Source organism: Pseudomonas sp. GM84 (genome assembly GCF_000282535.1).
In the GTDB taxonomy this organism is placed as follows: Bacteria; Pseudomonadota; Gammaproteobacteria; order Pseudomonadales; family Pseudomonadaceae; genus Aquipseudomonas.
Genome location: NZ_AKJC01000325.1, coordinates 1 through 23,702, shown reverse-complemented (window position 1 = coordinate 23,702; position 23,702 = coordinate 1). Strand labels below are relative to the sequence as shown.

General features: G+C 62.5%; 19 protein-coding genes. 4 read left to right on the top strand and 15 right to left on the bottom strand.

All coding sequences use genetic code 11. The features are described from left to right. Positions 1 to 45 precede the first annotated feature (45 nt). The 3 genes from PMI38_RS23395 to fdxA all read left to right on the top strand — a co-directional run bounded on the left by PMI38_RS23395 (position 46) and on the right by fdxA (position 4,111). The gene (locus PMI38_RS23395; protein ID WP_008099662.1) at positions 46 to 1,023 is read left to right on the top strand and encodes a tyrosine-type recombinase/integrase; all 978 of its coding nucleotides are present in this window, start codon (positions 46 to 48) and stop codon (positions 1,021 to 1,023) included. A gap of 50 nt (positions 1,024 to 1,073) precedes the next feature. Next, entirely contained in the window at positions 1,074 to 3,647 is a 2,574-nt protein-coding gene (gene mutS / locus PMI38_RS23390) for a DNA mismatch repair protein MutS (protein WP_008099660.1), read from the top strand. A gap of 140 nt (positions 3,648 to 3,787) precedes the next feature. Beyond that, positions 3,788 to 4,111: a ferredoxin FdxA gene (gene fdxA / locus PMI38_RS23385; RefSeq protein WP_004375459.1), complete on the top strand. Its 324-nt coding sequence runs from the start codon at positions 3,788 to 3,790 to the stop codon at positions 4,109 to 4,111. A 603-nt stretch (positions 4,112 to 4,714) separates the two neighbouring features. On the opposite strand, the gene rpoS is transcribed toward fdxA, so the two are convergent. From rpoS to PMI38_RS23345, 8 genes are all read right to left on the bottom strand, one after another. After that, positions 4,715 to 5,722: an RNA polymerase sigma factor RpoS gene (gene rpoS / locus PMI38_RS23380; RefSeq protein WP_008099655.1), complete on the bottom strand. Its 1,008-nt coding sequence runs from the start codon at positions 5,720 to 5,722 to the stop codon at positions 4,715 to 4,717. Between the two features lie 109 nt (positions 5,723 to 5,831). Further along, positions 5,832 to 6,692 carry a peptidoglycan DD-metalloendopeptidase family protein gene (locus tag PMI38_RS23375; RefSeq protein ID WP_008099654.1) on the bottom strand — a complete coding sequence of 287 codons (861 nt, stop codon included), beginning with the start codon at positions 6,690 to 6,692 and terminating at the stop codon, positions 5,832 to 5,834. Between the two features lie 192 nt (positions 6,693 to 6,884). Further along, on the bottom strand, positions 6,885 to 7,523 hold the full coding sequence (locus PMI38_RS23370; RefSeq protein ID WP_162130469.1) for a protein-L-isoaspartate(D-aspartate) O-methyltransferase: 639 nt from the start codon (positions 7,521 to 7,523) through the stop codon (positions 6,885 to 6,887). A 38-nt stretch (positions 7,524 to 7,561) separates the two neighbouring features. Beyond that, a complete protein-coding gene (gene surE / locus PMI38_RS23365; protein ID WP_008099650.1) occupies positions 7,562 to 8,311 on the bottom strand; it encodes a 5'/3'-nucleotidase SurE in 750 nt (249 codons plus the stop codon). Then, positions 8,299 to 9,357: a tRNA pseudouridine(13) synthase TruD gene (gene truD / locus PMI38_RS23360; RefSeq protein ID WP_008099649.1), complete on the bottom strand. Its 1,059-nt coding sequence runs from the start codon at positions 9,355 to 9,357 to the stop codon at positions 8,299 to 8,301. Before truD ends, surE begins: the two co-directional genes overlap by 13 nt. Further along, positions 9,354 to 9,827 (bottom strand): 2-C-methyl-D-erythritol 2,4-cyclodiphosphate synthase, encoded by a 474-nt coding sequence (ispF, locus tag PMI38_RS23355; RefSeq protein WP_008099647.1) that lies wholly within the window; start codon positions 9,825 to 9,827, stop codon positions 9,354 to 9,356. Before ispF ends, truD begins: the two co-directional genes overlap by 4 nt. 108 nt (positions 9,828 to 9,935) lie before the next feature. Then, a complete protein-coding gene (gene fghA, locus PMI38_RS23350) occupies positions 9,936 to 10,790 on the bottom strand; it encodes an S-formylglutathione hydrolase (RefSeq protein ID WP_008099645.1) in 855 nt (284 codons plus the stop codon). An 8-nt stretch (positions 10,791 to 10,798) separates the two neighbouring features. After that, on the bottom strand, positions 10,799 to 11,911 hold the full coding sequence (locus PMI38_RS23345; protein WP_008099643.1) for an S-(hydroxymethyl)glutathione dehydrogenase/class III alcohol dehydrogenase: 1,113 nt from the start codon (positions 11,909 to 11,911) through the stop codon (positions 10,799 to 10,801). 106 nt (positions 11,912 to 12,017) lie between these two features. Between PMI38_RS23345 and PMI38_RS23340 the strand changes: the two genes are divergently transcribed. Then, entirely contained in the window at positions 12,018 to 12,914 is an 897-nt protein-coding gene (locus tag PMI38_RS23340) for a LysR substrate-binding domain-containing protein (protein WP_008099641.1), read from the top strand. Positions 12,915 to 13,023: 109 nt separating this feature from the next. Here the strand turns inward: PMI38_RS23340 and ispD are convergent, their stop codons facing one another. The 7 genes from ispD to dnaE all read right to left on the bottom strand — a co-directional run bounded on the left by ispD (position 13,024) and on the right by dnaE (position 23,543). Beyond that, entirely contained in the window at positions 13,024 to 13,731 is a 708-nt protein-coding gene (gene ispD / locus PMI38_RS23335; RefSeq protein WP_008099639.1) for a 2-C-methyl-D-erythritol 4-phosphate cytidylyltransferase, read from the bottom strand. After that, on the bottom strand, positions 13,728 to 14,009 hold the full coding sequence (ftsB, locus tag PMI38_RS23330; protein WP_008099637.1) for a cell division protein FtsB: 282 nt from the start codon (positions 14,007 to 14,009) through the stop codon (positions 13,728 to 13,730). Before ftsB ends, ispD begins: the two co-directional genes overlap by 4 nt. Positions 14,010 to 14,171: 162 nt before the next feature. Then, entirely contained in the window at positions 14,172 to 15,461 is a 1,290-nt protein-coding gene (gene eno / locus PMI38_RS23325) for a phosphopyruvate hydratase (RefSeq protein WP_008099635.1), read from the bottom strand. Between the two features lie 196 nt (positions 15,462 to 15,657). After that, entirely contained in the window at positions 15,658 to 17,286 is a 1,629-nt protein-coding gene (locus tag PMI38_RS23320; RefSeq protein ID WP_008099634.1) for a CTP synthase, read from the bottom strand. A gap of 269 nt (positions 17,287 to 17,555) precedes the next feature. Then, a complete protein-coding gene (gene tilS / locus PMI38_RS23315; RefSeq protein WP_008099632.1) occupies positions 17,556 to 18,836 on the bottom strand; it encodes a tRNA lysidine(34) synthetase TilS in 1,281 nt (426 codons plus the stop codon). A gap of 129 nt (positions 18,837 to 18,965) precedes the next feature. Beyond that, the gene (locus PMI38_RS23310) at positions 18,966 to 19,913 is read right to left on the bottom strand and encodes an acetyl-CoA carboxylase carboxyltransferase subunit alpha (protein ID WP_008099630.1); all 948 of its coding nucleotides are present in this window, start codon (positions 19,911 to 19,913) and stop codon (positions 18,966 to 18,968) included. Between the two features lie 105 nt (positions 19,914 to 20,018). Then, on the bottom strand, positions 20,019 to 23,543 hold the full coding sequence (gene dnaE / locus PMI38_RS23305) for a DNA polymerase III subunit alpha (RefSeq protein WP_008099627.1): 3,525 nt from the start codon (positions 23,541 to 23,543) through the stop codon (positions 20,019 to 20,021). Positions 23,544 to 23,702: the final 159 nt, after the last annotated feature.

The window sequence follows — 23,702 nt, the reverse complement described above, 5'->3', positions numbered from 1 at the left end:
TGGTGCTAGACCCGTCAACGCAAATGGCGTGAAGGAGCCGGACTGATGCGTCCACGGAAAAAAGACAGACACCTGCCGCCGTGCATGTACATAAAGCACGGCGCTTACTACCTGGTGAAGAAGGGGAAGTGGGAGCGACTTGATAGCGATTATCAGGGGGCCCTGCTGGCATACGCGAAGATCATGGGCGGCAAGGGCAAGGGCGGCATGCCCAAGCTGATTGACGACGCCTTGGATGCCATGCGCGGACGCCTGGCGGCAAACACCGTGAAGCAATACGAGGCAGCATCGGCAAAGCTGAAGCATCACCTGGCCGAATTCGAGCCACGCCAGGTGCTGCCACGTCACGTTGCAGCCCTGAAACTGCACATGTCTGACACTCCGAACATGGCAAACCGTGTGATCTCGTTCCTCCGCATGGTGTTCGCCTACGCGCTGGAGCAACAGATCGTCGACTCCAACCCCTGCACTGGCATCAAGCGCCATACCGAGAAGAAGCGTGACCGCTACATCAACGATGACGAGTTCTCAGCCATCTGCGACGCGGCATCACCCTACATCAGGTCCATACTCGAGATGTGCTACCTCACTGGCCAGCGGATCGGCGACGTGCTCGCCATCAGGCTGTCCGACATCAGCGACAAGGGCATTGCCTTTGACCAGCAGAAGACGGGCGCCAAGCTCATCGTCGGGATGACGCCGGACCTCGAACAGCTGATAGTCCGGGCCAAGGCCCTGCCCCGGAAGGTGCGCGGGCTGACGCTGTTCTGCACCCGGGGCGGAGGCAAGCCAGTCTCCTATGAGACGGTCAAGGACGCCTTCAAGAAAGCGTGCGAGAAAGCGAAGGTAACTGGAGCGACCATCCACGACCTGCGCGCCAAGTCGCTGACCGACACCGACAAGCAGGGCAACGACGCCCAGAAGCTCGGTGGTCACACCGATGCGAAGATGACCAAGCGCTATCTGCGGCTTCGTGAAATTGATGTGGCACAGCCACCAGCATTGCCGAAAAAAAGCCTGTAGTATTAGACACTTTGCCATTGTCTAATAGACGCATTGCTTCAAGGCCTTGAATGTCCAGTCTTTCCGATCACACCCCAATGATGCAGCAGTACTGGAAGCTGAAAAACCAGCACCCGGACCAGCTGATGTTCTACCGCATGGGCGACTTCTACGAAATCTTCTACGAAGATGCGAAAAAAGCCGCGAAACTGCTGGATATCACCCTGACCGCGCGCGGTCAGTCGGCCGGCCAGTCGATCCCCATGTGCGGAATTCCGTTCCATTCGCTGGAAGGCTACCTGGCCAAACTGGTCAAGCTCGGCGAGTCGGTGGTGATCTGCGAACAGATTGGCGACCCCGCCACCAGCAAAGGCCCGGTCGAGCGCCAGGTGGTGCGCATCATCACCCCTGGCACGGTCAGTGACGAGGCGCTGCTGGACGAGCGCCGCGACAACCTGATCGCCGCGCTGCTGGGTGATGAGCGCTTGTTCGGCCTGGCGGTGCTGGACATCACCAGCGGCAACTTCAGTGTTCAGGAAATCAAGGGCTGGGAGAACCTGCTGGCCGAGCTTGAACGCCTCAACCCGGTCGAGCTGCTGATCCCCGACGACTGGCCGCGCGACCTGCCGGCCGAGAAGCGTCCGGGTGCACGTCGGCGCGCCCCCTGGGACTTCGACCGCGACTCGGCGCGCAAGGCGCTGTGCCAGCAATTCGCGACCAAGGACCTGAAAGGCTTCGGCTGCGACAAGCTGACCCTGGCCATCGGCGCTGCCGGCTGCCTGCTGACCTACGCCAAGGAAACCCAGCGCACTGCCCTGCCCCACCTGCGCAGCCTGCGTCACGAACGCCTCGATGATACGGTGATCCTCGACGGCGCCAGCCGCCGCAACCTCGAGCTGGACATCAACTTGGCCGGCGGGCGGGACAACACCCTGCAGTCGGTGCTCGACCGCTGCCAGACTGCCATGGCCAGCCGCCTGTTGACGCGCTGGCTGAACCGCCCGCTGCGCGACCCCAAGGTATTGCAAGCGCGCCAGGATTCGATCCGCTGCCTGCTCGATGGCTATCGCTTCGAAAAACTGCAGCCGCAGCTCAAGGACATTGGCGATATCGAGCGGATTCTCGCCCGTATCGGCCTGCGCAATGCCCGCCCGCGCGACCTGGCGCGCCTGCGCGATGCCCTCTGTGCCCTGCCTGAACTGCAAAACGCCATGGCCGAGCTGGAGGCCCCGCACCTGGCGCGCCTGGCCGCTATCACCGGCACATACCCAGAACTGGCCAGCCTGCTGGAGCGGGCGATCATCGACAACCCGCCGGCGGTGATTCGCGACGGCGGCGTGCTCAAGGCCGGATACGACAACGACCTGGATGAATTGCTGGCCATCAGCGAAAACGCCGGCCAGTTCCTGATCGACCTGGAAACCCGCGAGAAAGCCCGCACCGGCCTTGCCAACCTGAAGGTCGGCTACAACCGCGTGCACGGCTACTTCATCGAACTGCCCACCAAGCAGGCCGAACAGGCACCGGGCGACTATATTCGCCGGCAAACGCTCAAAGGTGCCGAGCGCTTCATCACGCCCGAGCTGAAGGCGTTCGAGGACAAGGCACTGTCGGCCAAGAGCCGTGCCCTGGCCCGCGAAAAAATGCTCTATGACGCGTTGCTGGAAACCCTCATCAGCCATCTTGCTCCGCTGCAAGACAGCGCCGCCGCCCTGGCCGAGCTGGATGTGCTGAGCAACCTGGCCGAGCGTGCGCTGAACCTCGACCTCAATTGCCCGCGCTTCGTCGACGAGCCTTGCCTGCGCATCGACCAGGGCCGTCATCCGGTCGTCGAGCAGGTGCTGACCACCCCGTTCGTGGCCAACGACCTGAGCCTGGACAACAGCACGCGTATGCTGATCATCACCGGCCCGAACATGGGCGGTAAATCCACTTACATGCGCCAGACCGCACTGATCGTGCTGATGGCGCATATCGGCAGCTTCGTTCCGGCGGCCAGCTGCGAGCTGTCGCTCGTCGACCGCATCTTCACCCGCATCGGCTCCAGCGACGACCTGGCCGGTGGGCGTTCGACCTTCATGGTCGAGATGAGCGAAACCGCCAACATCCTGCACAACGCTACCGACCGCAGCCTGGTGCTGATGGACGAGGTCGGCCGCGGCACCAGCACCTTCGACGGCCTGTCGCTGGCCTGGGCTGCCGCCGAGCGTCTGGCGCAACTGCGCGCCTACACCTTGTTCGCCACCCACTACTTCGAGCTCACCGTACTGCCGGAAAGCGAACCCCTGGTGGCCAACGTGCACCTGAACGCTACCGAGCACAACGAGCGCATCGTGTTCCTGCACCATGTCCTGCCTGGCCCCGCCAGCCAGAGCTATGGCCTGGCCGTGGCGCAACTGGCAGGCGTACCTTCCGTGGTTATCCAGCGCGCGCGCGAGCATCTGGGCCGCCTGGAAACCAGCAGCCTGCCGCATGAATTGCCCGTTACCAAGAAAACCAAAGGCGAGCCACAGGCACCGCACCAGAGTGACCTGTTCGCCAGCCTGCCACATCCAGCCATCGAGAAGCTGGGCAAGCTGGACTTGGACGACATGACGCCGCGTCAAGCTATCGAAACGCTATATCAACTAAAAAACCTGTTATAACGGCGCCCACTACAAGCTGGTAGAATCCGCCGCGGTTTGCTGGTGCTGCAGGTTATTAGCCTGGCCTGCAGCCATGTACCCGTAAACCGCGCGGCCCTGAGAGGAAGGGCCGCCGCCGTCGCCTGAGGAGAAAACTAGAAATGACCTTCGTCGTCACCGACAACTGCATCAAATGCAAATACACCGACTGCGTGGAAGTCTGTCCGGTGGACTGCTTCTACGAAGGCCCGAACTTCCTGGTCATTCATCCCGATGAGTGCATCGACTGTGCACTGTGCGAGCCTGAATGCCCCGCCCAGGCGATTTTCTCGGAAGACGAAGTGCCTGCTGGCATGGAAAACTTCATCGAGCTCAACGCCGAGCTGGCAGAGATCTGGCCGAACATCACCGAGCGTAAGGATGCCCTGCCGGACGCCGAAGAGTGGGATGGCAAAACTGGCAAGATTGCCGATCTGGAACGCTGATAGCATCCAGATAACAAAAAGGCCCGCAACGGGCCTTTTTTCATTTCTTGCAGGCAAAAAAAAGGGGCGGTTTGACCCGCCCACATTTTTTCCGTAGTCCCTGCTTGTCCCAAACATCATCCTGATGAATCGCTTCTTGCGATGTCCTTGGCCTTCTTCCTGAAAGCCTGTGCGTGTCCGTGTGCACAGTTCGAATACTAGCGACTTCCGCTGGGCAGGCAACTGAGAAACCTCACAAGACATTACCGGGGACACATTTCCACATATTCAGAAAGTTGTTTATTTTCAACTAGATGCGAATTTTATGGATCTGGAAACGACAATGATTTACTAACCCCTGCATCAATGGCTTACACCACGAGTAAGCAAAGGCTTACACGCAATGCATCTGCGCTAGCGCGATTCATGAAATTTGCGCCCGTCTGCGCCAGCCCTTTCGCGGGACAAGCCCGCTCCCACAGGAACACCACAGGCTTTGAAAGCTGCGGTGCGTCTGCCTGTGGGAGCGGGCTTGTCCCGCGAAAGGGCCGGGTCAGGCATACAAAAAGCACAAACAAAAACGCCCCGAGGTCATCGGGGCGCTCTGCATTCGGGAATCAACGCTTACTGGAACAGCGACTCGCTGGACAGCCCATTCTTTTCGAGAATCTCACGCAGGCGCTTGAGCCCCTCTACCTGAATCTGCCGTACCCGCTCGCGAGTCAGCCCGATTTCCAGGCCAACGTCCTCCAGGGTGCTGCTTTCATGACCGCGCAGGCCGAAACGACGCACTACCACCTCACGCTGCTTGTCGGTCAGCTCGCCCAGCCACTGGTCGATGCTCTGCGACAGGTCGTCATCCTGTAGCAACTCACAGGGGTCGGTTGGACGATCGTCGGTCAGGGTATCGAGCAGGGTCTTGTCCGAATCCGGCCCCAGGGACACATCCACCGAGGAAACCCGCTCGTTGAGACCGAGCATGCGCTTGACCTCGGCAACAGGCTTCTCCAGCAACGTGGCGATTTCTTCCGGCGAAGGTTCGTGATCGAGCTTCTGGGTCAGCTCCCGCGCGGCGCGCAGATAGACGTTGAGCTCCTTGACCACGTGGATCGGCAGGCGAATGGTGCGGGTCTGGTTCATGATCGCCCGCTCGATGGTCTGGCGAATCCACCAGGTCGCATAGGTCGAGAAACGGAAACCGCGCTCCGGGTCGAACTTCTCGACGGCACGGATCAGCCCCAGGTTGCCCTCCTCGATCAGGTCGAGCAGCGACAGGCCGCGATTGACGTAACGACGGGCGATTTTCACAACCAGGCGCAGGTTGCTTTCGATCATGCGCTTGCGGCCAGCGGGGTCGCCCTTTTGCGACAAGCGCGCAAAGTGCACTTCCTCTTCCGGCGAAAGCAGCGGCGAGAAGCCGATTTCGTTGAGATACAGCTGGGTAGCGTCGAGCGCCCGGCTGTAATCGATGTACTTATGCTGTTTGAGCGAAGAGCCTGATTTGGCCCTGGTCCGAACCGACGGTACAGCAGGTTCGTCTGACACCACATCCGTTTCCAAAACGATGCCCGTCTCCATCAGGAGGACGTCATCGTCGATGTCAAACTCCGGCGCTTCTTTATTGAGAGCCATTGTTATAGTCCCTTTGCTGAGTTCGAACTCAGACTCGAGCGGCGCCTGTATCCCTGGCAACGCAGGAGCCTGTCCCCTCTACATCACAGGAACAGGCCGGGTACAACGGTCAACGACGTGGCAGGAACTGGAGTGGATCGACGGGTTTGCCCTGGCGGCGAATCTCGAAATGCAGCTTCACCCGATCAGTGCCCGTGGACCCCATTTCAGCAATCGACTGCCCTGCCTTGACCTGCTGCCCCTCCCGAACCAACAGCCTGCGGTTATGGCCGTAGGCACTGACGTAGGTGTCGCTGTGCTTGATGATGATCAGTTCGCCGTAGCCCCTCAAGCCACTCCCGGCGTAAACCACCGCACCATCAGACGCAGCAAAAACAGGCTGTCCCAAATCACCGGCGATATCAATGCCTTTATTCAAACTACCGTTTGAAGCGAATTTGCCAATCAGCACGCCGTTGGCAGGCCAGGTCCAGCCCCCTACGGCGCGCTCTGCAGCGGGCACCGTGGTAACCACCGGGGTAGGCGTGGCGGGCGTTGTTGGCGTCGGTTTTCCGCCGTTGGCGGGCGGGGTGATAGGCGCAGTAACAGGCCGACGAATGACGGTGGTCTTGCTTGAAGACGACGGGCTGGAGACTACCGTGGTGGTGCCCGTCGATGCGCTGCTGAAGCGTATCGGCTGACCTGGGCGGATCGTGTAAGGGGCAGTGATGCCATTGCGGGCGGCCAGCTCCTTGTAATCCCAGCCATAGCGGAAGGCGATTGAGAACAAGGTATCGCCCGGCTTGACGATGTATTGGCCAGAGGTCACCGTTGGCCGCTTGGGCGCCGCATTAGTGTTGCGGTCGACCACGCGCGCACCGCTCGAGCCGGTGCTGGAGCAACCTGTCAGCAGGGTGCCAATGGCCAGAGCAACCACCAGAAGCTTGAAACCCGATTGATCCTTGCGCTGCAGAATGACTGTGTGCCCCACCCGCGCTCCCCTCATGGTGCCGAAATCGATAAAACGACCAGAAATGCAATATTGTTGCAATTATAACCGAGCCCACCGTCTCTGCGAGGAAGGCCAAGGCCTGCCCGCCCCCTTGACGGTATCGGCATACCCCGCCAGATAGACAGGGCGAAACGGCAAGAATTCTTCGCCGCTGGAAATATTCCGTCTGGCTCAGGCCAACGGGCCATTGAGCAATGGCACGAAACGCACCGCGCCCAATACGCGCTGGGAAAAACCCTGCTCTTCACGGACGATCAGCATCAGGTGTTGCACCTCGCCAGCCGGCCCCACCGGGATCACCATGCGACCGCCTGGTGCCAGTTGGTCAAGCAAGGCCTGCGGCACTTCCGGGGCCACCGCTGTGACGATGATGCCATTGTAGGGGGCCAGCGCCTGCCAGCCATCGCAACCGTCGCCCCAGCGAAATACCACGTTGCGCAGGTTGAGCTCGAGCAGGCGTTCCTTGGCCCGGTCCTGCAGGACCTTGATTCGTTCTACCGAGAAAACCCGTTCGACCAGCTGGGCCAGGATCGCGGTCTGATAGCCAGAGCCGGTGCCGATCTCCAGCACCTTGTCCAGCGGCCCGGCCTCCAGCAGCAGTTCGCTCATGTGCGCGACCATGAACGGCTGGGAGATGGTCTGGTTGTGCCCGATCGGCAACGCGGTGTCTTCGTAGGCGCGATGGGCCAGGGCCTCATCGACGAACAGGTGGCGCGGGGTACGACGGATGGCATCGAGCACCTTGGGGTTGGACACCCCTTCCTCGCACAGGCGCTGGATCAGGCGCTCCCGGGTTCGCTGGGAGGTCATGCCGATACCACGATGCTGCAGATCGTCCTGTTCACGCATCAGAGCAGGCCCTCCAGCCAACCGTGGAGCTGCTCGAAGGCATCATTGAAGGTGCGATCCAGCTGCAACGGAGTAATAGAGACGTAACCTTGCATCACCGCATGGAAGTCGGTGCCAGGCCCGCCGTCCTCGGCATCGCCGGCCACCGCAATCCAGTATCCCTCCTTGCCACGCGGGTTGACCACCTTTGTCGGAGCCGCCGCCCGCGCCCGATGACCGAGGCGGGTGAGCTGGATACCACGGATGTGCTCCAGCGGCAGGTTGGGGATGTTGACGTTGAGCACGGTGCGCGGAGGCAGCTCCAGGCGCGACTGCGCTTCCACCAGGCGGCGAGCGATGAAGGCCGCGGTCGGCAGGTTGTCGGGCAAGCGCGACAACAGCGAGAATGCCAGCGACGTGCCCCCCAGGAAGCGTCCTTCCAGCGCGGCGGCGACCGTGCCGGAATAGATCACGTCATCACCCAGGTTGGCGCCCAGGTTGATACCCGAAACGACCATGTCCGGGGGCTCAGGCAACAAGCCGTTCAACCCCAGGTGCACGCAATCGGTGGGCGTGCCATTGAGGCTGATGAAGCCGTTGGCCAAAGTCTGCGGGTGCAGCGGCCGGTCCAGCGTCAGCGAACTGCCAGCGCCGCTCTTGTCTTGATCTGGGGCGATCACCACGCACTCGGCATAATCCGCCAGCGCACCATGAAGTGCGGCGAGGCCAGGTGCGGTAACACCGTCATCATTCGAAATCAGAATACGCATGGGCTGTCCGTCTGCCCTGCCGGCACCAGATCGACGAGTTCGCGCACCACCACGGTGGCGAAGCATCCGGCCGGAAGGACGAATTCCAGTTGCAGGATATCAGGCTCGGGATAATGCCACGTCAGGCCGCCAATAGGGAGCCGCAGGATTCGCCGTTCGTGACTCATGCCTGCATTGGCCAGCCATTGGCAAAGGGCCGGGTGCTGCGCGGCGATCGCCGACTCCAACGCGCCGGTGGCACCGGCCGCAGGCGAAGGCCCTTCGCCCCACATGGCGCCGGTCGGGTGCAAGTCGAGAATGGCCAGACGCGGGTCTGAGCATTCCTGTTCGCCTGCCGGAAAGAAACTGCGGCTGTCGGTGAACGCCAGCAGGTCGCCGACCTGGGCGCGCTGCCAGCTGCCATCGGCAACACGCGCCGCCAGCACCTGGTTGAACACATAACTGCGCGCCGCCGAGAGCAGGCGCGAACGCACGTTGCGCTGCTCTGGCAGGGCCTTGCGCGCCGCCCAGTCCTGGGCATCGTGAACGTTGCCGCCGCCATGGCCGAACCGCTGGCTACCGAAGTAGTTGGGTACGCCGTGTTGCTTGAGGGATTCCAGCCGCGCATCCAGCGCCTGGTGATCAGCCGCCAACGCAGTCAGGCGCAGGGTGAAGCCGTTCGCCGAATGGGCCCCGCGTTGCAGTTTGCGCTGGTGGCGCACCTGCTTGAGTACGCGCAGGGTTTCGTCCTCGGCGCGCGACAGATCGGGGTCGGCCTTGCCTGGCAGGTGCAGGCTGAACCACTGGCGGGTCAGGGCCTGGCGGTCCTTGAGGCCGGCATAGCTGATGGCGCGCGCCGGCACACCTGCAGCACGCGCCAGGCGACGGGCCGCTTCTTCGGTGTTGAGGTCGCGCTTCTCGACCCACAGCCACAGGTGCTCGCCCTGGCCGGACAATGGAATGTCCAGCACTTCGTCGACCTGAAAGTCTTCCGCCACCGCCTTGAGCACGGCGGTGCCCAGTGATTCACCCGATGCGCGCGGGCCCAGCAGATCCAGTTCGGTCATGCTGGCAGCAGCAGGGCTACCGCATGCACGGCGATGCCCTCCTCGCGACCGGTGAAGCCGAGTTTTTCGGTGGTGGTCGCCTTGACGTTGACCTGGTCGAGCTCGACCTGCAGGTCTTCGGCGATCAGTTGGCGCATGGTTTCGATATGCGGGGCCATCTTCGGCGCCTGGGCAACGATGGTGGCGTCGACGTTGCCGACCTTCCAGCCCTTGGCCAGGACGATGCCGACTACGTGGCGCAGCAGCACGCGGCTGTCGGCGCCCTTGAACTGCGGATCGGTGTCGGGAAAGTGCTTGCCGATGTCACCCAGCGCCGCAGCGCCAAGCAAGGCATCGCTCAGGGCGTGCAGCAGCACGTCGCCGTCGGAATGGGCCAGGAGGCCGTATTTGTGGGGGATACGCACCCCTCCCAGGGTAATGAAATCACCGTCGCAGAAACGGTGCACATCGTAGCCGTGGCCAATACGCATAGAAAAACGCCCTGATAGAGTCAGGGCGTGATTCTACCTGCTTTATGCCGTATTGGGGCTGCTTCGCAGCCCATCGCCGGCAAGCCGACTCCCACGCCGAGCGAGGCGTTACAGGCGGCCCAGTGCCATCGCGTGATGGCGCAAATGCTCATCGATGAAGCTGGCGATGAAGTAATAGCTGTGGTCGTAGCCGGGCTGCAGGCGCAGGGTCAGATCATGCCCTCCTTTGCGTGCCGCCTGCTCCAGCGTTTCAGGCTTGAGCTGCTTCTCCAGGAAGTCATCACGATCACCCTGGTCCACCAGCATCGGCGGGCACTCGCCTATCGGGGTTTCGGCCAGCAGCACACTGGCATCCCACTCGCGCCAGCGAGCACGGTCTTCACCCAGGTAACGGCTGAAGGCCTTCTCGCCCCATGGGCAGTCCATCGGGTTGCTGATCGGCGAAAACGCCGACACCGAGCGGTAGCGCCCCGGGTTGCGCAAGGCGCACACCAGTGCGCCGTGCCCGCCCATGGAGTGGCCGCTGATACTGCGCTGATCAGAGGCCGGGAAGTGCGCCTCGATCAGTGCCGGCAGCTCCTGCACCACATAATCGTGCATGCGGTAGTGCTGCGCCCAGGGCTGCTGGGTGGCGTTGAGATAGAAGCCAGCACCCAGGCCAAAGTCCCAGGCCCCGTCCGGGTCGCCCGGCACCTGCTCGCCACGCGGGCTGGTGTCGGGGGCGACGATGATCAGGCCAAGCTCGGCAGCCAGGCGCTGGGCACCGGCCTTCTGCATGAAGTTCTCGTCGGTACAGGTCAGGCCGCTGAGCCAGTACAGCACCGGCAGCTTCTCGCCCTGCTCGGCCTGCGGTGGCAGATAGACGGCGAACACCATGTCGCACCCCAGCACCTTGGAGTGATGCCGGTAACGCTTGTGCCAGCCGCCGAAGCTCTTCTGGCAGGAAATGTTATCCAGGCTCATGACGGACCTCAGAAGTGGATCACGCTGCGGATGCTCTTGCCTTCGTGCATCAGGTCGAAGGCTTTGTTGATGTCTTCAAGGCCCATGGTATGGGTGATGAAGGTATCCAGTGGAATCTCGCCCTTCTCGGACATTTCCACGTAGCTTGGCAGTTCGCTGCGGCCGCGCACGCCACCGAAGGCCGAACCGCGCCAGACACGCCCGGTCACCAGCTGGAACGGACGTGTGGCGATTTCCTGCCCGGCACCGGCCACGCCGATGATCACCGACTCGCCCCAGCCCTTGTGGCAGCATTCCAGGGCCGCGCGCATCAGTTGCACGTTGCCGATACATTCGAAGGAGAAGTCCACGCCGCCGTCGGTGAGGTCGACGATCACTTCCTGGATCGGACGGTCGTAGTCTTTCGGGTTGATGCAGTCGGTAGCGCCCAGCTGGCGGGCGATTTCGAACTTGGCCGGGTTGATGTCGATGGCAATGATGCGCGAGGCCTTGGCCTTGACCGCGCCGATCACGGCCGACAGGCCGATGCCGCCCAGGCCGAAGATGGCCACGGTGTCACCGGGCTGGACCTTGGCGGTATTGAGCACCGCACCGATACCGGTGGTGACGCCGCAGCCGAGCAGGCAGACCTTCTCCAGCGGGGCTTCCTTCTGGATCTTGGCCACGGAAATTTCCGGCAGCACGGTGTACTCGGAGAAGGTCGAGGTGCCCATGTAGTGGAACAGCTGCTGCCCCTTGTAGGAGAACCGCGTGGTGCCATCCGGCATCAGGCCCTTGCCCTGGGTGGCGCGAATGGCCTGGCACAGGTTGGTCTTGCCCGAGCGGCAGAACTTGCACTGGCTGCATTCGGGGGTATACAGCGGGATCACGTGGTCGCCAACGGCCACCGAGGTGACACCCTCGCCCACTGCCTCGACGATCGCGCCACCCTCATGGCCGAGAATCGACGGGAAGATACCTTCAGGGTCGGCACCGGACAGGGTGTAGGCATCGGTGTGGCAGACACCACTGGCCACCACGCGCAGCAGCACTTCGCCAGCCTTGGGCATGGCCACGTCCACTTCGACGATTTCCAGGGGTTTCTTGGCCTCGAAGGCAACGGCAGCACGGGACTTGATCATGGGGATCTCCAGGCAGAGGTTCGGTTCAGTCTTGCAGTGTAATTGACGCTGATTTGATGAATAATCCAGGCAAAGACAAAACATTATTGCCATTCAGGGATAATCCATGACCAGTCGCTGGGAAGGGATCGACGAATTCGTCGCCGTGGCCGAGTCTGGCCAGTTCACTGCGGCGGCCGAACGCCTGGGTGTTTCGTCGTCGCATATCAGCCGGCAGATCGCCCGGCTGGAAGAACGCCTGCAGACGCGATTGCTGTACCGCAGCACCCGACGCGTGACCTTGAGCGAAGCCGGGCAGACGTTCCTGCAACATTGCCAGCGCCTGCAGGACGGGCGCGAGGAGGCATTGCGGGCCATGGGCGACCTCGCCAGCGAGCCCAAGGGGTTGCTGCGCATGACCTGCGCGGTGGCCTACGGCGAGCGTTTCATCGTGCCGTTGGTGACCCGCTTCATGGCGCTGTATCCGCAGTTGCGGGTGGAGGTGGAACTGAGCAATCGCACCTTGGACCTGCTGCACGAAGGCATGGACCTGGCCATCCGCCTGGGCCGGCTCGCCGACTCTCGGCTGGTGGCTACCCGCCTGGCACCACGGCGCATGTACCTGTGCGCTTCACCGGGCTATCTCGAACGGTACGGCAGGCCGCACAGCCTGTCGGAACTGGCTCGGCACAACTGCCTGGTGGGGAGTTCCGACCTGTGGGCGCTGCAGCAGGATGGCCGGGAAATCAGTCAGCGGGTACAGGGCAACTGGCGCTGCAACAGCGGGCAGGCGGTGCTGGATGCGGCGCTATTGGGCATGGGGTTGTGCCAGCTGCCGGATTACTACGTGCTGGAGCATCTGAACAGTGGTGCGCTGGTGTCGCTGCTGGAGGCGCATCAACCGCCGAATACGGCGGTGTGGGCGTTGTATCCGCAGCAACGGCATCTGTCGCCGAAGGTTCGGCGGCTGGTGGACTATCTGAAGGAGGGGTTGGCGGGGTTGCCGGAGTATCGGGGGGGCTGATGGCATGAGCTGGAGTTGCTGGCCTCTTCGCGGGACAAGCCCGCTCCCACAGGGCTTGCATGTCCTTGTGGGAGCGGGCTTGTCCCGCGAAGAGGCCGGTACAGACTACTCAGCGACGCCCGGCCCAACGCTGGCGCAACCACTCCAGGTCTTCCGGCCGGGTCACCTTGATGTTGTCGCTGCGCCCTTCGATCAGCCGCGGCGCCTGGCCGGACCATTCGATGGCGGACGCTTCATCGGTCACCACCACATCGGACACCAGGCACTCGGCCAGTGCCCTGTGCAAGGCACCCAGGCGGAACATCTGCGGCGTATACGCCTGCCAGATAGTGCTGCGGTCGACGGTAGCACTGACCCGGCCTTTGGCGTCCGCGCGCTTGAGCGTATCGCGCGCGGGAACTGCCAGCAGTCCACCTACCGGATCATCAGCCAATTCCGACAACAAACGGTCCAGGTCCGTACGCGCCAGGTTCGGCCGCGCCGCATCGTGCACCAACACCCAGTCGCTGTCCGCGGCCCCTTGGGCATGCAGCAACAGCAAGGCATTGAGCACCGAGTCGGCACGCTCGCGCCCACCCGACGCGCGCTGGATGCGCGGGTCGCTGGCACAGGGCAAGCCAGGCCAGTAAGGGTCGTCTTCAGCAATGCTGACCACCACGCCCTTGAGCGCGGGGTGGCCGAGAAAACAGTCGAGGCTGTGCTCGAGAAGGGTCTGCCCCGCCAGTTGCAGGTATTGCTTGGGGCGATCGGCAGCCATGCGAGCACCTACGCCCGCGGCAGGAATCACGGCCCAGAAGGCCGGTAGCATTTCATTCATTTTTGCGGCAGCTGGAAGAGGGTTTCGCCCTCTTTGACCATTCCCAATTCATGACGAGCCCGTTCTTCCACGGTCTCCATACCTTTCTTGAGCTCCAGCACCTCGGCGTCGAGCACGCGATTACGCTCCAGCAGCCGCTCGTTCTCGGCATGCTGCTCGTCGATCTGCTGCTTGAGCTCGGTCACTTGCGCCAGGCTGCCATTACCCACCCAAAGGCGGTACTGCAGGCCACCGAGCAGCAGGAGCAGGACAAGGAACAACCAATAGGGACTGCGCATCAAGGTATCCAGGTTAAAAAGACCGCCGCACCGGGGCAAGTCTCAAATAGCACAAAGCCTGGCCGAGGCCAGGCTTCGTAGACAGAAACCCGCTTGAAGCGTCGGAAATTTCAGCACGAAAGTTCCGACAGCCTCGGCTGCTGTCTTTTTACCATCTCTTGCTTAGCCGCGAAACTCGGCACGACCACGGTAAACCGCTTTGGCACCCAGTTGCTCTTCGATGCGCAGCAGCTGGTTGTACTTGGAAACGCGGTCGGAACGGCACAGCGAGCCAGTCTTGATCTGGCCAGCAGCGGTACCGACGGCCAGGTCGGCGATGGTCGAGTCTTCGGTTTCACCGGAACGGTGCGAAATCACCGCGGTGTAGCCAGCAGCCTTGGCCATCTGGATGGCTTCCAGGGTTTCGGTCAGCGAACCGATCTGGTTGAACTTGATCAGGATCGAGTTACCGATGCCCTTCTCGATGCCTTCCTTGAGGATCTTGGTGTTGGTCACGAACAGGTCGTCACCGACCAGTTGGACCTTCTCGCCGATCTTGTCGGTCAGGATTTTCCAGCCAGCCCAGTCGGACTCGTCCAGGCCATCTTCGATCGAGATGATCGGGAAGCGCTCGGTCAGGCCTTTCAGGTACTCGGCGAAGCCTTCGGCGTCGAACGACTTGCCTTCACCGGACAGGTTGTACTTGCCGTCTTCGTAGAATTCGGAAGCCGCGCAGTCCAGGGCCAGGGTCACGTCGGTGCCCAGCTTGTAGCCGGCTTTCTCGACGGCTTCGGCAATGGCAGCCAGGGCGTCTTCGTTGGAAGCCAGGTTCGGGGCGAAGCCACCTTCGTCACCCACGGCGGTGTTCAGGCCACGAGCCTTCAGCACAGCCTTGAGGTGGTGGAAGATCTCGGTGCCCATGCGCAGGCCATCGGAGAAGGTCTTGGCGCCAACCGGCTGAACCATGAACTCCTGGATGTCGACGTTGTTGTCGGCGTGCTCGCCACCGTTGATGATGTTCATCATCGGAACCGGCATCGAGTACTGGCCAGGGGTGCCGTTGAGGTTGGCGATGTGCGCGTACAGCGGCAGGTCCTGGTCCTGGGCAGCGGCCTTGGCGGCAGCCAGGGAGACGGCGAGGATGGCGTTGGCGCCCAGCTTGGCCTTGTTCTCGGTACCGTCCAGTTCGATCATGGCGCGGTCCAGGGCCTTCTGGTCGGAAGGATCCTTGCCCAGCAGCAGGTCACGGATAGGGCCGTTGATGTTGGCGACTGCCTTCAGCACGCCCTTGCCCAGGTAACGGCTCTTGTCGCCATCACGCAGCTCCAGCGCTTCGCGCGAGCCGGTGGAAGCACCGGACGGCGCGCAAGCGCTGCCGATGATGCCGTTGTCGAGCAGTACATCGGCTTCCACGGTGGGGTTGCCACGCGAATCGAGAACTTCACGACCTTTGATGTCGACGATTTTTGCCATTGTTGTAAGCACTCCAGAATTGACGAAAACAACGCAGCTTTAGGAAATTCTTGCCTTGTGCCAGGCGGATATGCAGCAGGCAGGCCTGGCAGAAGCAGCCCCTGACCGGCGGGTCAGGGGCAGAACGGGCGGTACTTTACCCGAGAAATGAGCTTTGCGCGGTTTCTACCGTCGGAAAACTCATCAAAGCCTGAGGTCAGGCCTTGTTCTTCTGGGCCAGGGCCGCCTTGACGAAGCCGCTGAACAGCGGGTGACCGTCACGCGGGGTGGAGGTGAACTCCGGGTGGAACTGGCAGGCAACGAACCATGGGTGGTCCTTGGACTCGACCACTTCGACCAGCGCACCGTCTTCGGAACGGCCCGAAACCACCAGGCCAGCGTCGACCAGTTGCGGCAGCAGGTTGTTGTTCACTTCGTAGCGGTGGCGGTGGCGCTCGGTGATCACGTCCTTGCCGTAGCAGTCGTGCACCTTGGAACCGGCAGTCAGCTGGCAGTCCTGCGCACCCAGGCGCATGGTGCCACCCAGGTCGGAAGCTTCGGTACGGGTCTCGACGGCACCGGTGGCATCGGCCCACTCGGTGATCAGGCCGACTACCGGGTGGCCGCCGTTGCGGTCGAACTCGGTGGAGTTGGCGTCTTTCCAGCCCATCACGTTACGGGCAAACTCGATCACGGCCACCTGCATGCCCAGGCAGATACCCAGGTACGGCACCTTGTTCTCACGGGCGTATTGCACCGCGGTGATCTTGCCTTCCACGCCGCGCAGGCCGAAACCGCCCGGTACCAGGATGGCATCGGCGCCTTCCAGCAGGCTGGTGCCCTGGTTCTCGATGTCTTCCGAGTCGATGTAGCGCAGGTTGACCTTGGTGCGGTTGGTGATGCCGGCGTGGCTCATCGCTTCGATCAGCGACTTGTACGCGTCCAGCAGCTCCATGTACTTGCCGACCATGGCGATGGTCACTTCGTGCTCAGGGTTGAGCTTGGCATCGACTACCTTGTCCCATTCGGACAGGTCGGCGCCATTGCATTGCAGGCCGAAGCGCTCGACGACGAAATCGTCCAGGCCCTGGGCATGCAGCACACCCGGGATCTTGTAGATGGTGTCGACGTCTTCCAGGGAGATGACCGCACGCTCTTCGACGTTGGTGAACAACGCGATCTTGCGGCGCGACGAAGCATCGACCGGGTGGTCGGAACGGCAGATCAGCACGTCAGGTTGCAGGCCGATGGAGCGCAGCTCCTTGACCGAGTGCTGGGTCGGCTTGGTCTTGGTTTCGCCAGCGGTAGCGATGTACGGAACCAGGGTCAGGTGCATCAGCATGGCGCGCTTGGAGCCCACTTCGACACGCAGCTGGCGGATCGCCTCGAGGAACGGCTGCGACTCGATGTCGCCCACGGTACCGCCGATTTCCACCAGGGCCACGTCGGCGTCGCCGGCACCCTTGATGATGCGACGCTTGATTTCGTCGGTGATGTGCGGGATGACCTGGATGGTCGCGCCCAGGTAGTCACCACGGCGCTCCTTGCGCAGCACGTGCTCGTAGATACGGCCCGTGGTGAAGTTGTTGTTCTGGGTCATGGTGGTGCGGATGAACCGCTCATAGTGGCCCAGGTCAAGGTCGGTCTCGGCGCCGTCGTGGGTGACGAACACCTCACCATGCTGGAACGGGCTCATGGTGCCAGGATCGACGTTGATGTACGGATCCAGCTTGAGCATGGTGACCTTGAGCCCCCGCGCTTCCAGGATGGCCGCCAGGGAAGCCGAGGCAATGCCTTTCCCCAATGAAGAAACAACACCGCCCGTGACGAATATGTAGCGCGTCATGAAAAACCCTAGAAGTCTGCGTTAAGGCGGTTTGCGCCGCCGGAGAAAGCGAAGGAAGGCCGAAGCCCCCGATCACCTGCGTCAATCACAGTGCATCTCGAAAAACTGCCGCGTCTGTACAGACCAGGGGTATCCCCGGCATGGAGCTCGCTCGTCATTTCCAGAATCAGCCCAGCAAAAAACTGCGTGGTAATCGGCAACTGCCGTGTTTCCGAGGAAGCCACAGAAGTTGTATCAAGAAGGGAGGGTAGTCTACCGGAATGTACCCTTCAGCTCAAACCTTGCGCGTTCGTCGGCAGCTGCCAGTGCAGCTGGCAATCCGCCTGCCCGAGCGCAGGCAGGTTGGCCACCGCCAGCAAGCGCTCGCCGCAGTACAGCAATGGCAGGCGCGGGCGCACGAAGTGCGGTACCTGCAGCTCGTTGAGCAGGCGCTTGAGGTCGCGTCGGCCGCGGCCTGGGACGTCCAGCCATTCGCCGCCCTGACGGTAGGCGATATGCAGATCGCCATGGGCATGCCCCTGCAGTTGGACACGGCCGTTGCCGGGCAGCGACAAAGGGGTCTCGGGCTGGCCCCAGCACAGCGCCCCAGTGACAGGCTGCAACCAGTCGCCACTCAGCCACCAGATCCGGCCGTGACTGCGCACAAGGTGACCGTCTGTCAGCTGCCACACGGGTCGGGCGTCGACTGCAGCGTCGCGCAGATCTGCCCAGCCGGCCCAGTGACGGGTGTCCGGCAACCGGGTTCGCGGGGCTAGCCAATACTGCAACGCATTGCGCTGGCGCGCAGGCGACAACGCGACAAGCGGCGCAAGGTCGAGGGAGTCCAGCCCTGGCCAGTTATCGGGTGCGCCCTCCCCGGCCACTGCCAGGTCGCCCTCGGCCAGCTCGTCGAGCAGCCCCTGTGCTTCGCCCAGGTGCTCGGCACAGCGGGCAAGGTTCTGGCTGGCCTGTGGCCAACGCTGCTGCAGCAGCGGGAACACTTCGCCGCGCAGGAAATTGCGGGCAAAGGTCGTGTCGCTGTTGGAAGGGTCCTCGATCCAGATCAACCCGTGGGCTTGGGCATAGTCGTGCAGCTGTTTGCGTGAAGTCGTCAGCAACGGCCGGACCAGCCTGCCCTGCCCCAGCGGACGCTGCTCCGGCATCGCGGATAGCCCTCGCAGGCCGGCACCGCGCAGAAGACGGAAAAGCAGGGTTTCGGCCTGATCTTCGCGATGTTGGCCGGTGAACAGCACCTCGCCGGGGCCGAGAATGCGCTTGAATGCCGCGTAGCGGGCATCGCGGGCCGCTTGCTCAAGACTGGGGCCGGAGGCGACCTGGACGCGGATGACCGCGAGTTCGATGCCCAGCCGTTCACAGACAGCCTTGCAATGGTCTGGCCAGGTATCGGCGGCGCCTTGCAGGCCATGGTGGACGTGGATGGCGTGCAGCGGAGGGGTTGCGTGGCTGTGGGCGTAGTCGGCCAACAGGTGCAGGAGGACGGTGGAATCGAGGCCGCCAGAGAAGGCGATGTGCCAGGCAGGGGCATTGAGCCAGGGGGTGAGGTTGATCATGGGGGCCTCACTTGGCTTGAGATTGCCGGGGGCGCTTTGCACCCCAATGGCCGGCAAGCCGGCTCCCACAGGGGGAAGTGTGGGAGCCGGTTTGCCGGCGATTGGGCCGCAAAGCGGCCCCAGGCTCTATCAGAGGCCGTAGCTCATCAGGCGCTCGTAACGACGGGCCAGCAGCGCGTCGTGGTCGAACTTGCCGAGCATGTCCAGCTGCTGGACCAGGTCGGCGCGAATGCTTTCGGACATCTTCGCCGGGTCACGGTGGGCGCCGCCCAACGGCTCCTGGATGACCTTGTCGACGATGTTCAGGCTCTTCAGGCGCTCGGCAGTAATACCCATGGCCTCGGCTGCGTCAGCTGCACGGTCGGCAGTCTTCCACAGGATCGAGGCGCAGCCTTCCGGCGAGATCACCGAGTAGGTGGAGTACTGCAGCATGTTCAGCTGGTCGCAGACACCGATGGCCAGTGCACCGCCGGAGCCACCTTCACCGATCACGGTGGCGATGATCGGGGTTTTCAGGCGCGCCATGACGCGCAGGTTCCAGGCGATCGCTTCGCTCTGGTTGCGCTCTTCGGCGTCGATGCCCGGGTAGGCGCCCGGGGTGTCGATGAAGGTCAGGATCGGCATCTTGAAGCGCTCGGCCATTTCCATCAGGCGGCAGGCCTTGCGGTAGCCTTCAGGGCGCGGCATACCGAAGTTGCGGCGAACCTTTTCGCGCACTTCGCGGCCCTTCTGGTGACCGATGACCATCACCGCCTTGCCATCCAGGCGTGCGGTACCGCCTACGATGGCGGCGTCGTCGGAGAAGTGGCGATCGCCGTGCAGCTCTTCGAACTCGGTGAAGATGTGATCCAGGTAGTCCAGGGTGTAGGGACGACGCGGATGGCGGGCAAGGCGCGCGATCTGCCAGCTGGTCAGGTTGCCGAAGATGCTTTCGGTCAGGGTGTTGCTCTTGTCTTGCAGACGGGCAATTTCATCGCTGATGTTCAGCGAGTTGTCGTTGCCTACCAGGCGCAGCCCTTCAATCTTGGCTTGCAGGTCGGCAATCGGCTGTTCGAAATCGAGAAAATTCGGGTTCATAGTCATCCGTCTTGGGTCTACGGCCAGGCGGCCGGCCGGTTGATCCGTTTGGCGCCTTACCTTAAGGGATCAGGCGCATTCAGGTCGAGATTAAATTTGGTCGGTTCAACGATATTGCAGGAAGACGTTCTCACGCCCGAACTGGTCACGCAGCGCCTGAATCAGGCCATCGGCCGGGTCGATCGACCATTGGTCGCCGAACTGCAGCATGGCCTTGGCGTCGCTGCCTGTGTACTCGAGCGTGATCGGGCATCCGCCGCGGTGGCGGGTGATCAGCTCGCCCAGCCAGTTCAGGCGATCGCCCTTGAGGGCATCATGGGCCACCTTCAGGCGCAGGCTCTCGGCCAGCTTGGTACGGGCATCCTCCATGGTCATCACCTGCTTCACGCGCAGGCGCAGGCCACCGGAGAAGTCGTCATTGCTGACCTCGCCCTCGACCACCACCATCGCATCGTTCTGCAACAGCGCCTGGGCGCCCATGTAGGTATCGGCGAACAGCGACGCCTCGATGCGTCCAGAGCGGTCGTCCAGGGTGACGAAGCCCATCTTGTCGCCCTTCTTGTTCTTCATCACACGCAGCGCAATGATCATCCCGGCGATGGTCTGCGTCTCGCGAGACGGCTTCAGATCGATGATGCGCTGGCGTGCGAAGCGGCGGATCTCGCCCTCATATTCATCGATCGGGTGGCCGGTGAGGTAGACCCCAAGGGTGTCCTTCTCGCCCTTCAGGCGCTCCTTCAGGGTAAGTTCGCGCACCTTGCGATGGTTGGCATAGACGTCGGAGTCCTCCTCGACGAACAGCCCGCCGAACAGGTCGACGTGACCGCTGTCAGCGGTGCGCGCGGTCTGCTCGGCAGCCTTGATGGCCTCTTCCAGGGCCGACAGCAAAGTGGCGCGATTGACGTCGATACTGGCGTGGTAAGCCTTGATCTCATCATGGAAGTGCGGCCCGAGGCGGTCCAGCGCGCCACTGCGAATCAGCGCATCGAGGGTACGCTTGTTGACGCGCTTGAGGTCGACGCGCTCGCAGAAGTCGAACAGGTCCTTGAATGGCCCGCCCTGGGTGCGCGCTTCGACGATCGCCTCCACCGGGCCTTCACCGACACCCTTGATGGCGCCCAGGCCATAGATGATGCGGCCGTCGTCATTGACCGTGAACTTGAACTCGGAGGCATTCACGTCCGGCGCATCGAGGCGCAGCTTCATGCTGCGCACTTCCTCGATCAGCACTACCACCTTGTCGGTGTTGTGCATGTCCGCCGACAGTACCGCGGCCATGAACGGCGCCGGGTAGTGCGTCTTGAGCCAGGCGGTCTGGTAGGAGACCAGGCCATAGGCCGCCGAGTGGGATTTGTTGAAGCCGTAACCGGCGAACTTCTCTACCAGGTCGAAGATGTTACCGGCCAGGTCCGCCTCGATATTGTTGGCGACACAACCTTCGATGAAACCACCGCGCTGCTTGGCCATCTCCTCGGGCTTTTTCTTACCCATGGCCCGACGCAGCATGTCGGCGCCGCCTAGGGTATAGCCGGCCATGACCTGGGCAATCTGCATCACCTGTTCCTGATACAGGATGATGCCGTAGGTCGGCGCCAGCACAGGCTTGAGCCCTTCGTACTGGTAGTCGGAGTGCGGGTAGGCCAGCTCGGCGCGGCCGTGCTTACGGTTGATGAAGTCGTCCACCATGCCCGACTGCAACGGACCTGGGCGGAACAGTGCCACCAGAGCGATGAGGTCTTCCAGGCAGTCGGGCTTGAGCTTCTTGATCAGCTCTTTCATGCCGCGCGATTCGAGCTGGAACACCGCCGTGGTCTCGGCCTTTTGCAACAGCTCGTAGGTCTTGCGGTCATCCAGCGGAATGAAGTCGATGTTGAGGTCGGGCAGGTTGTTCTTGGCCTGCTCGCGGTTGATCGTCTCCATCGCCCACTTGATGATGGTCAGGGTACGCAGGCCGAGGAAGTCGAACTTCACGAGGCCCGCCGCCTCGACGTCGTCCTTGTCGAACTGGGTCACCAGGCCGCCGCCCTCTTCGTCACAGGCGATCGGCGAGAAGTCGGTGAGCTTGGTCGGGGCGATAACCACACCACCGGCGTGTTTGCCGGTACCCCGGGTGACGCCTTCGAGCTTGAGCGCCATGTCCCAGATTTCGCGGGCATCTTCGTCGCCCTTGAGGAAGTCGCGCAGGATCTCTTCCTGCTCGTAGGCCTTCTCCAGGGTCATGCCCACTTCGAACGGGATCATCTTCGACAGGCGGTCGGCCAGGCCGTAGGACTTGCCCTGCACCCGCGCCACGTCTCGCACCACCGCCTTGGCAGCCATGGTGCCGAAGGTGATGATCTGGCTGACCGCGTTGCGGCCATAGGCTTCGGCCACGTAATCGATCACCCGGTCCCGGCCATCCATGCAGAAGTCGACGTCGAAGTCGGGCATGGATACACGTTCAGGGTTGAGGAATCGTTCGAACAGCAGGTCGTAGGCCAGCGGATCCAGGTCGGTGATCTTCAGCACGTAGGCCACCAGGGAACCCGCACCCGAACCCCGGCCAGGGCCGACCGGCACGCCGTTGTTCTTGGCCCACTTGATGAAGTCCATAACGATCAGGAAGTAACCGGGGAAGCCCATCTGGATGATGATGTCCAGCTCGAACTTCAGGCGATCCAGGTAGACCTGCCGCTTCTCTTCGTAATTCGGCGTGGTTTCCTTGGGCCAGAGCACCGCCAGACGCTCTTCCAGGCCTTCGTGGGAAACGTGGCGCAGGTAATCGTCGATGCCCATGCCATTGGGCGTCGGGAAGTCAGGCAGGAAGTACTTGCCCAACTGCACCTGGATGTTGCAACGCTTGGCGATCTCGACCGTGTTGGCGATGGCGTCAGGCAGGTCGCTGAACAGCTCGGCCATTTCCTCGGCCGACTTGAGGTACTGCTGGTCGCTGTAGCCACGTGGACGGCGTGGGTCGTCGAGGGTCCAGCCTTCGCCGATGCAGACACGGGTTTCGTGGGCATCGAAGTCGGACTGCTTGATGAACCGCACGTCGTTGGTCGCCACCAGCGGCGCACCGAGCTTGTCGGCCAGGGCCACGGCAGCGTGAACGTACGTTTCGTCACCGGCGCGATTGGTGCGCTGGACTTCGACGTAGAAGCGCTCGGGGAACATGCTCATCCAGTCGCCCAGCAGCGCTTCGGCTTCGTCGTCCCTGCCGGCCATCAGGGCCATGCCGATATCGCCTTCCTTGCCTGCGGAAAGGGCAATCAGGCCTTCGCTGGCCGGGGCGATCCAGTCACGCTGGAGGATGACCAGGCCATTGCGCTGGCCGTCGGTCCAGCCCCGCGAAATCAGCTCGGTGAGGTTGCGATAGCCCTTGGGGTTCATCGCCAGGAAGCAGATGCGCGACAGCGGCGCCTCCGGGTCGGCGCCGGCCAGCCACAGGTCGGCACCGGAGATCGGCTTGATACCGGCTCCCATGGCGGTCTTGTAGAACTTTACCAGCGAGCACATGTTGCTCTGGTCGGTGATCGCCACCGCTGGCATGTTCATCCCCGCCAGCGCCTTGGCCAGCGGCTTGATACGCACCAGGCCGTCAACCAGCGAGAATTCGGAGTGGACGCGCAGGTGAACGAAGGGAACCGACATGGATGATCCTGTAGCAGTGCTGAACGACAAGGGCGGGATTGTAGCGTAAATGCGAGGGGGTTTTTGGGCTGCTTTGCAGCCCATCGCCGCGGTTCGTCGCCACGACAAGCCGGCTCCCACAATGTCCGCGTCGCCGCCGATTCCCTGTGGGAGCCGGCT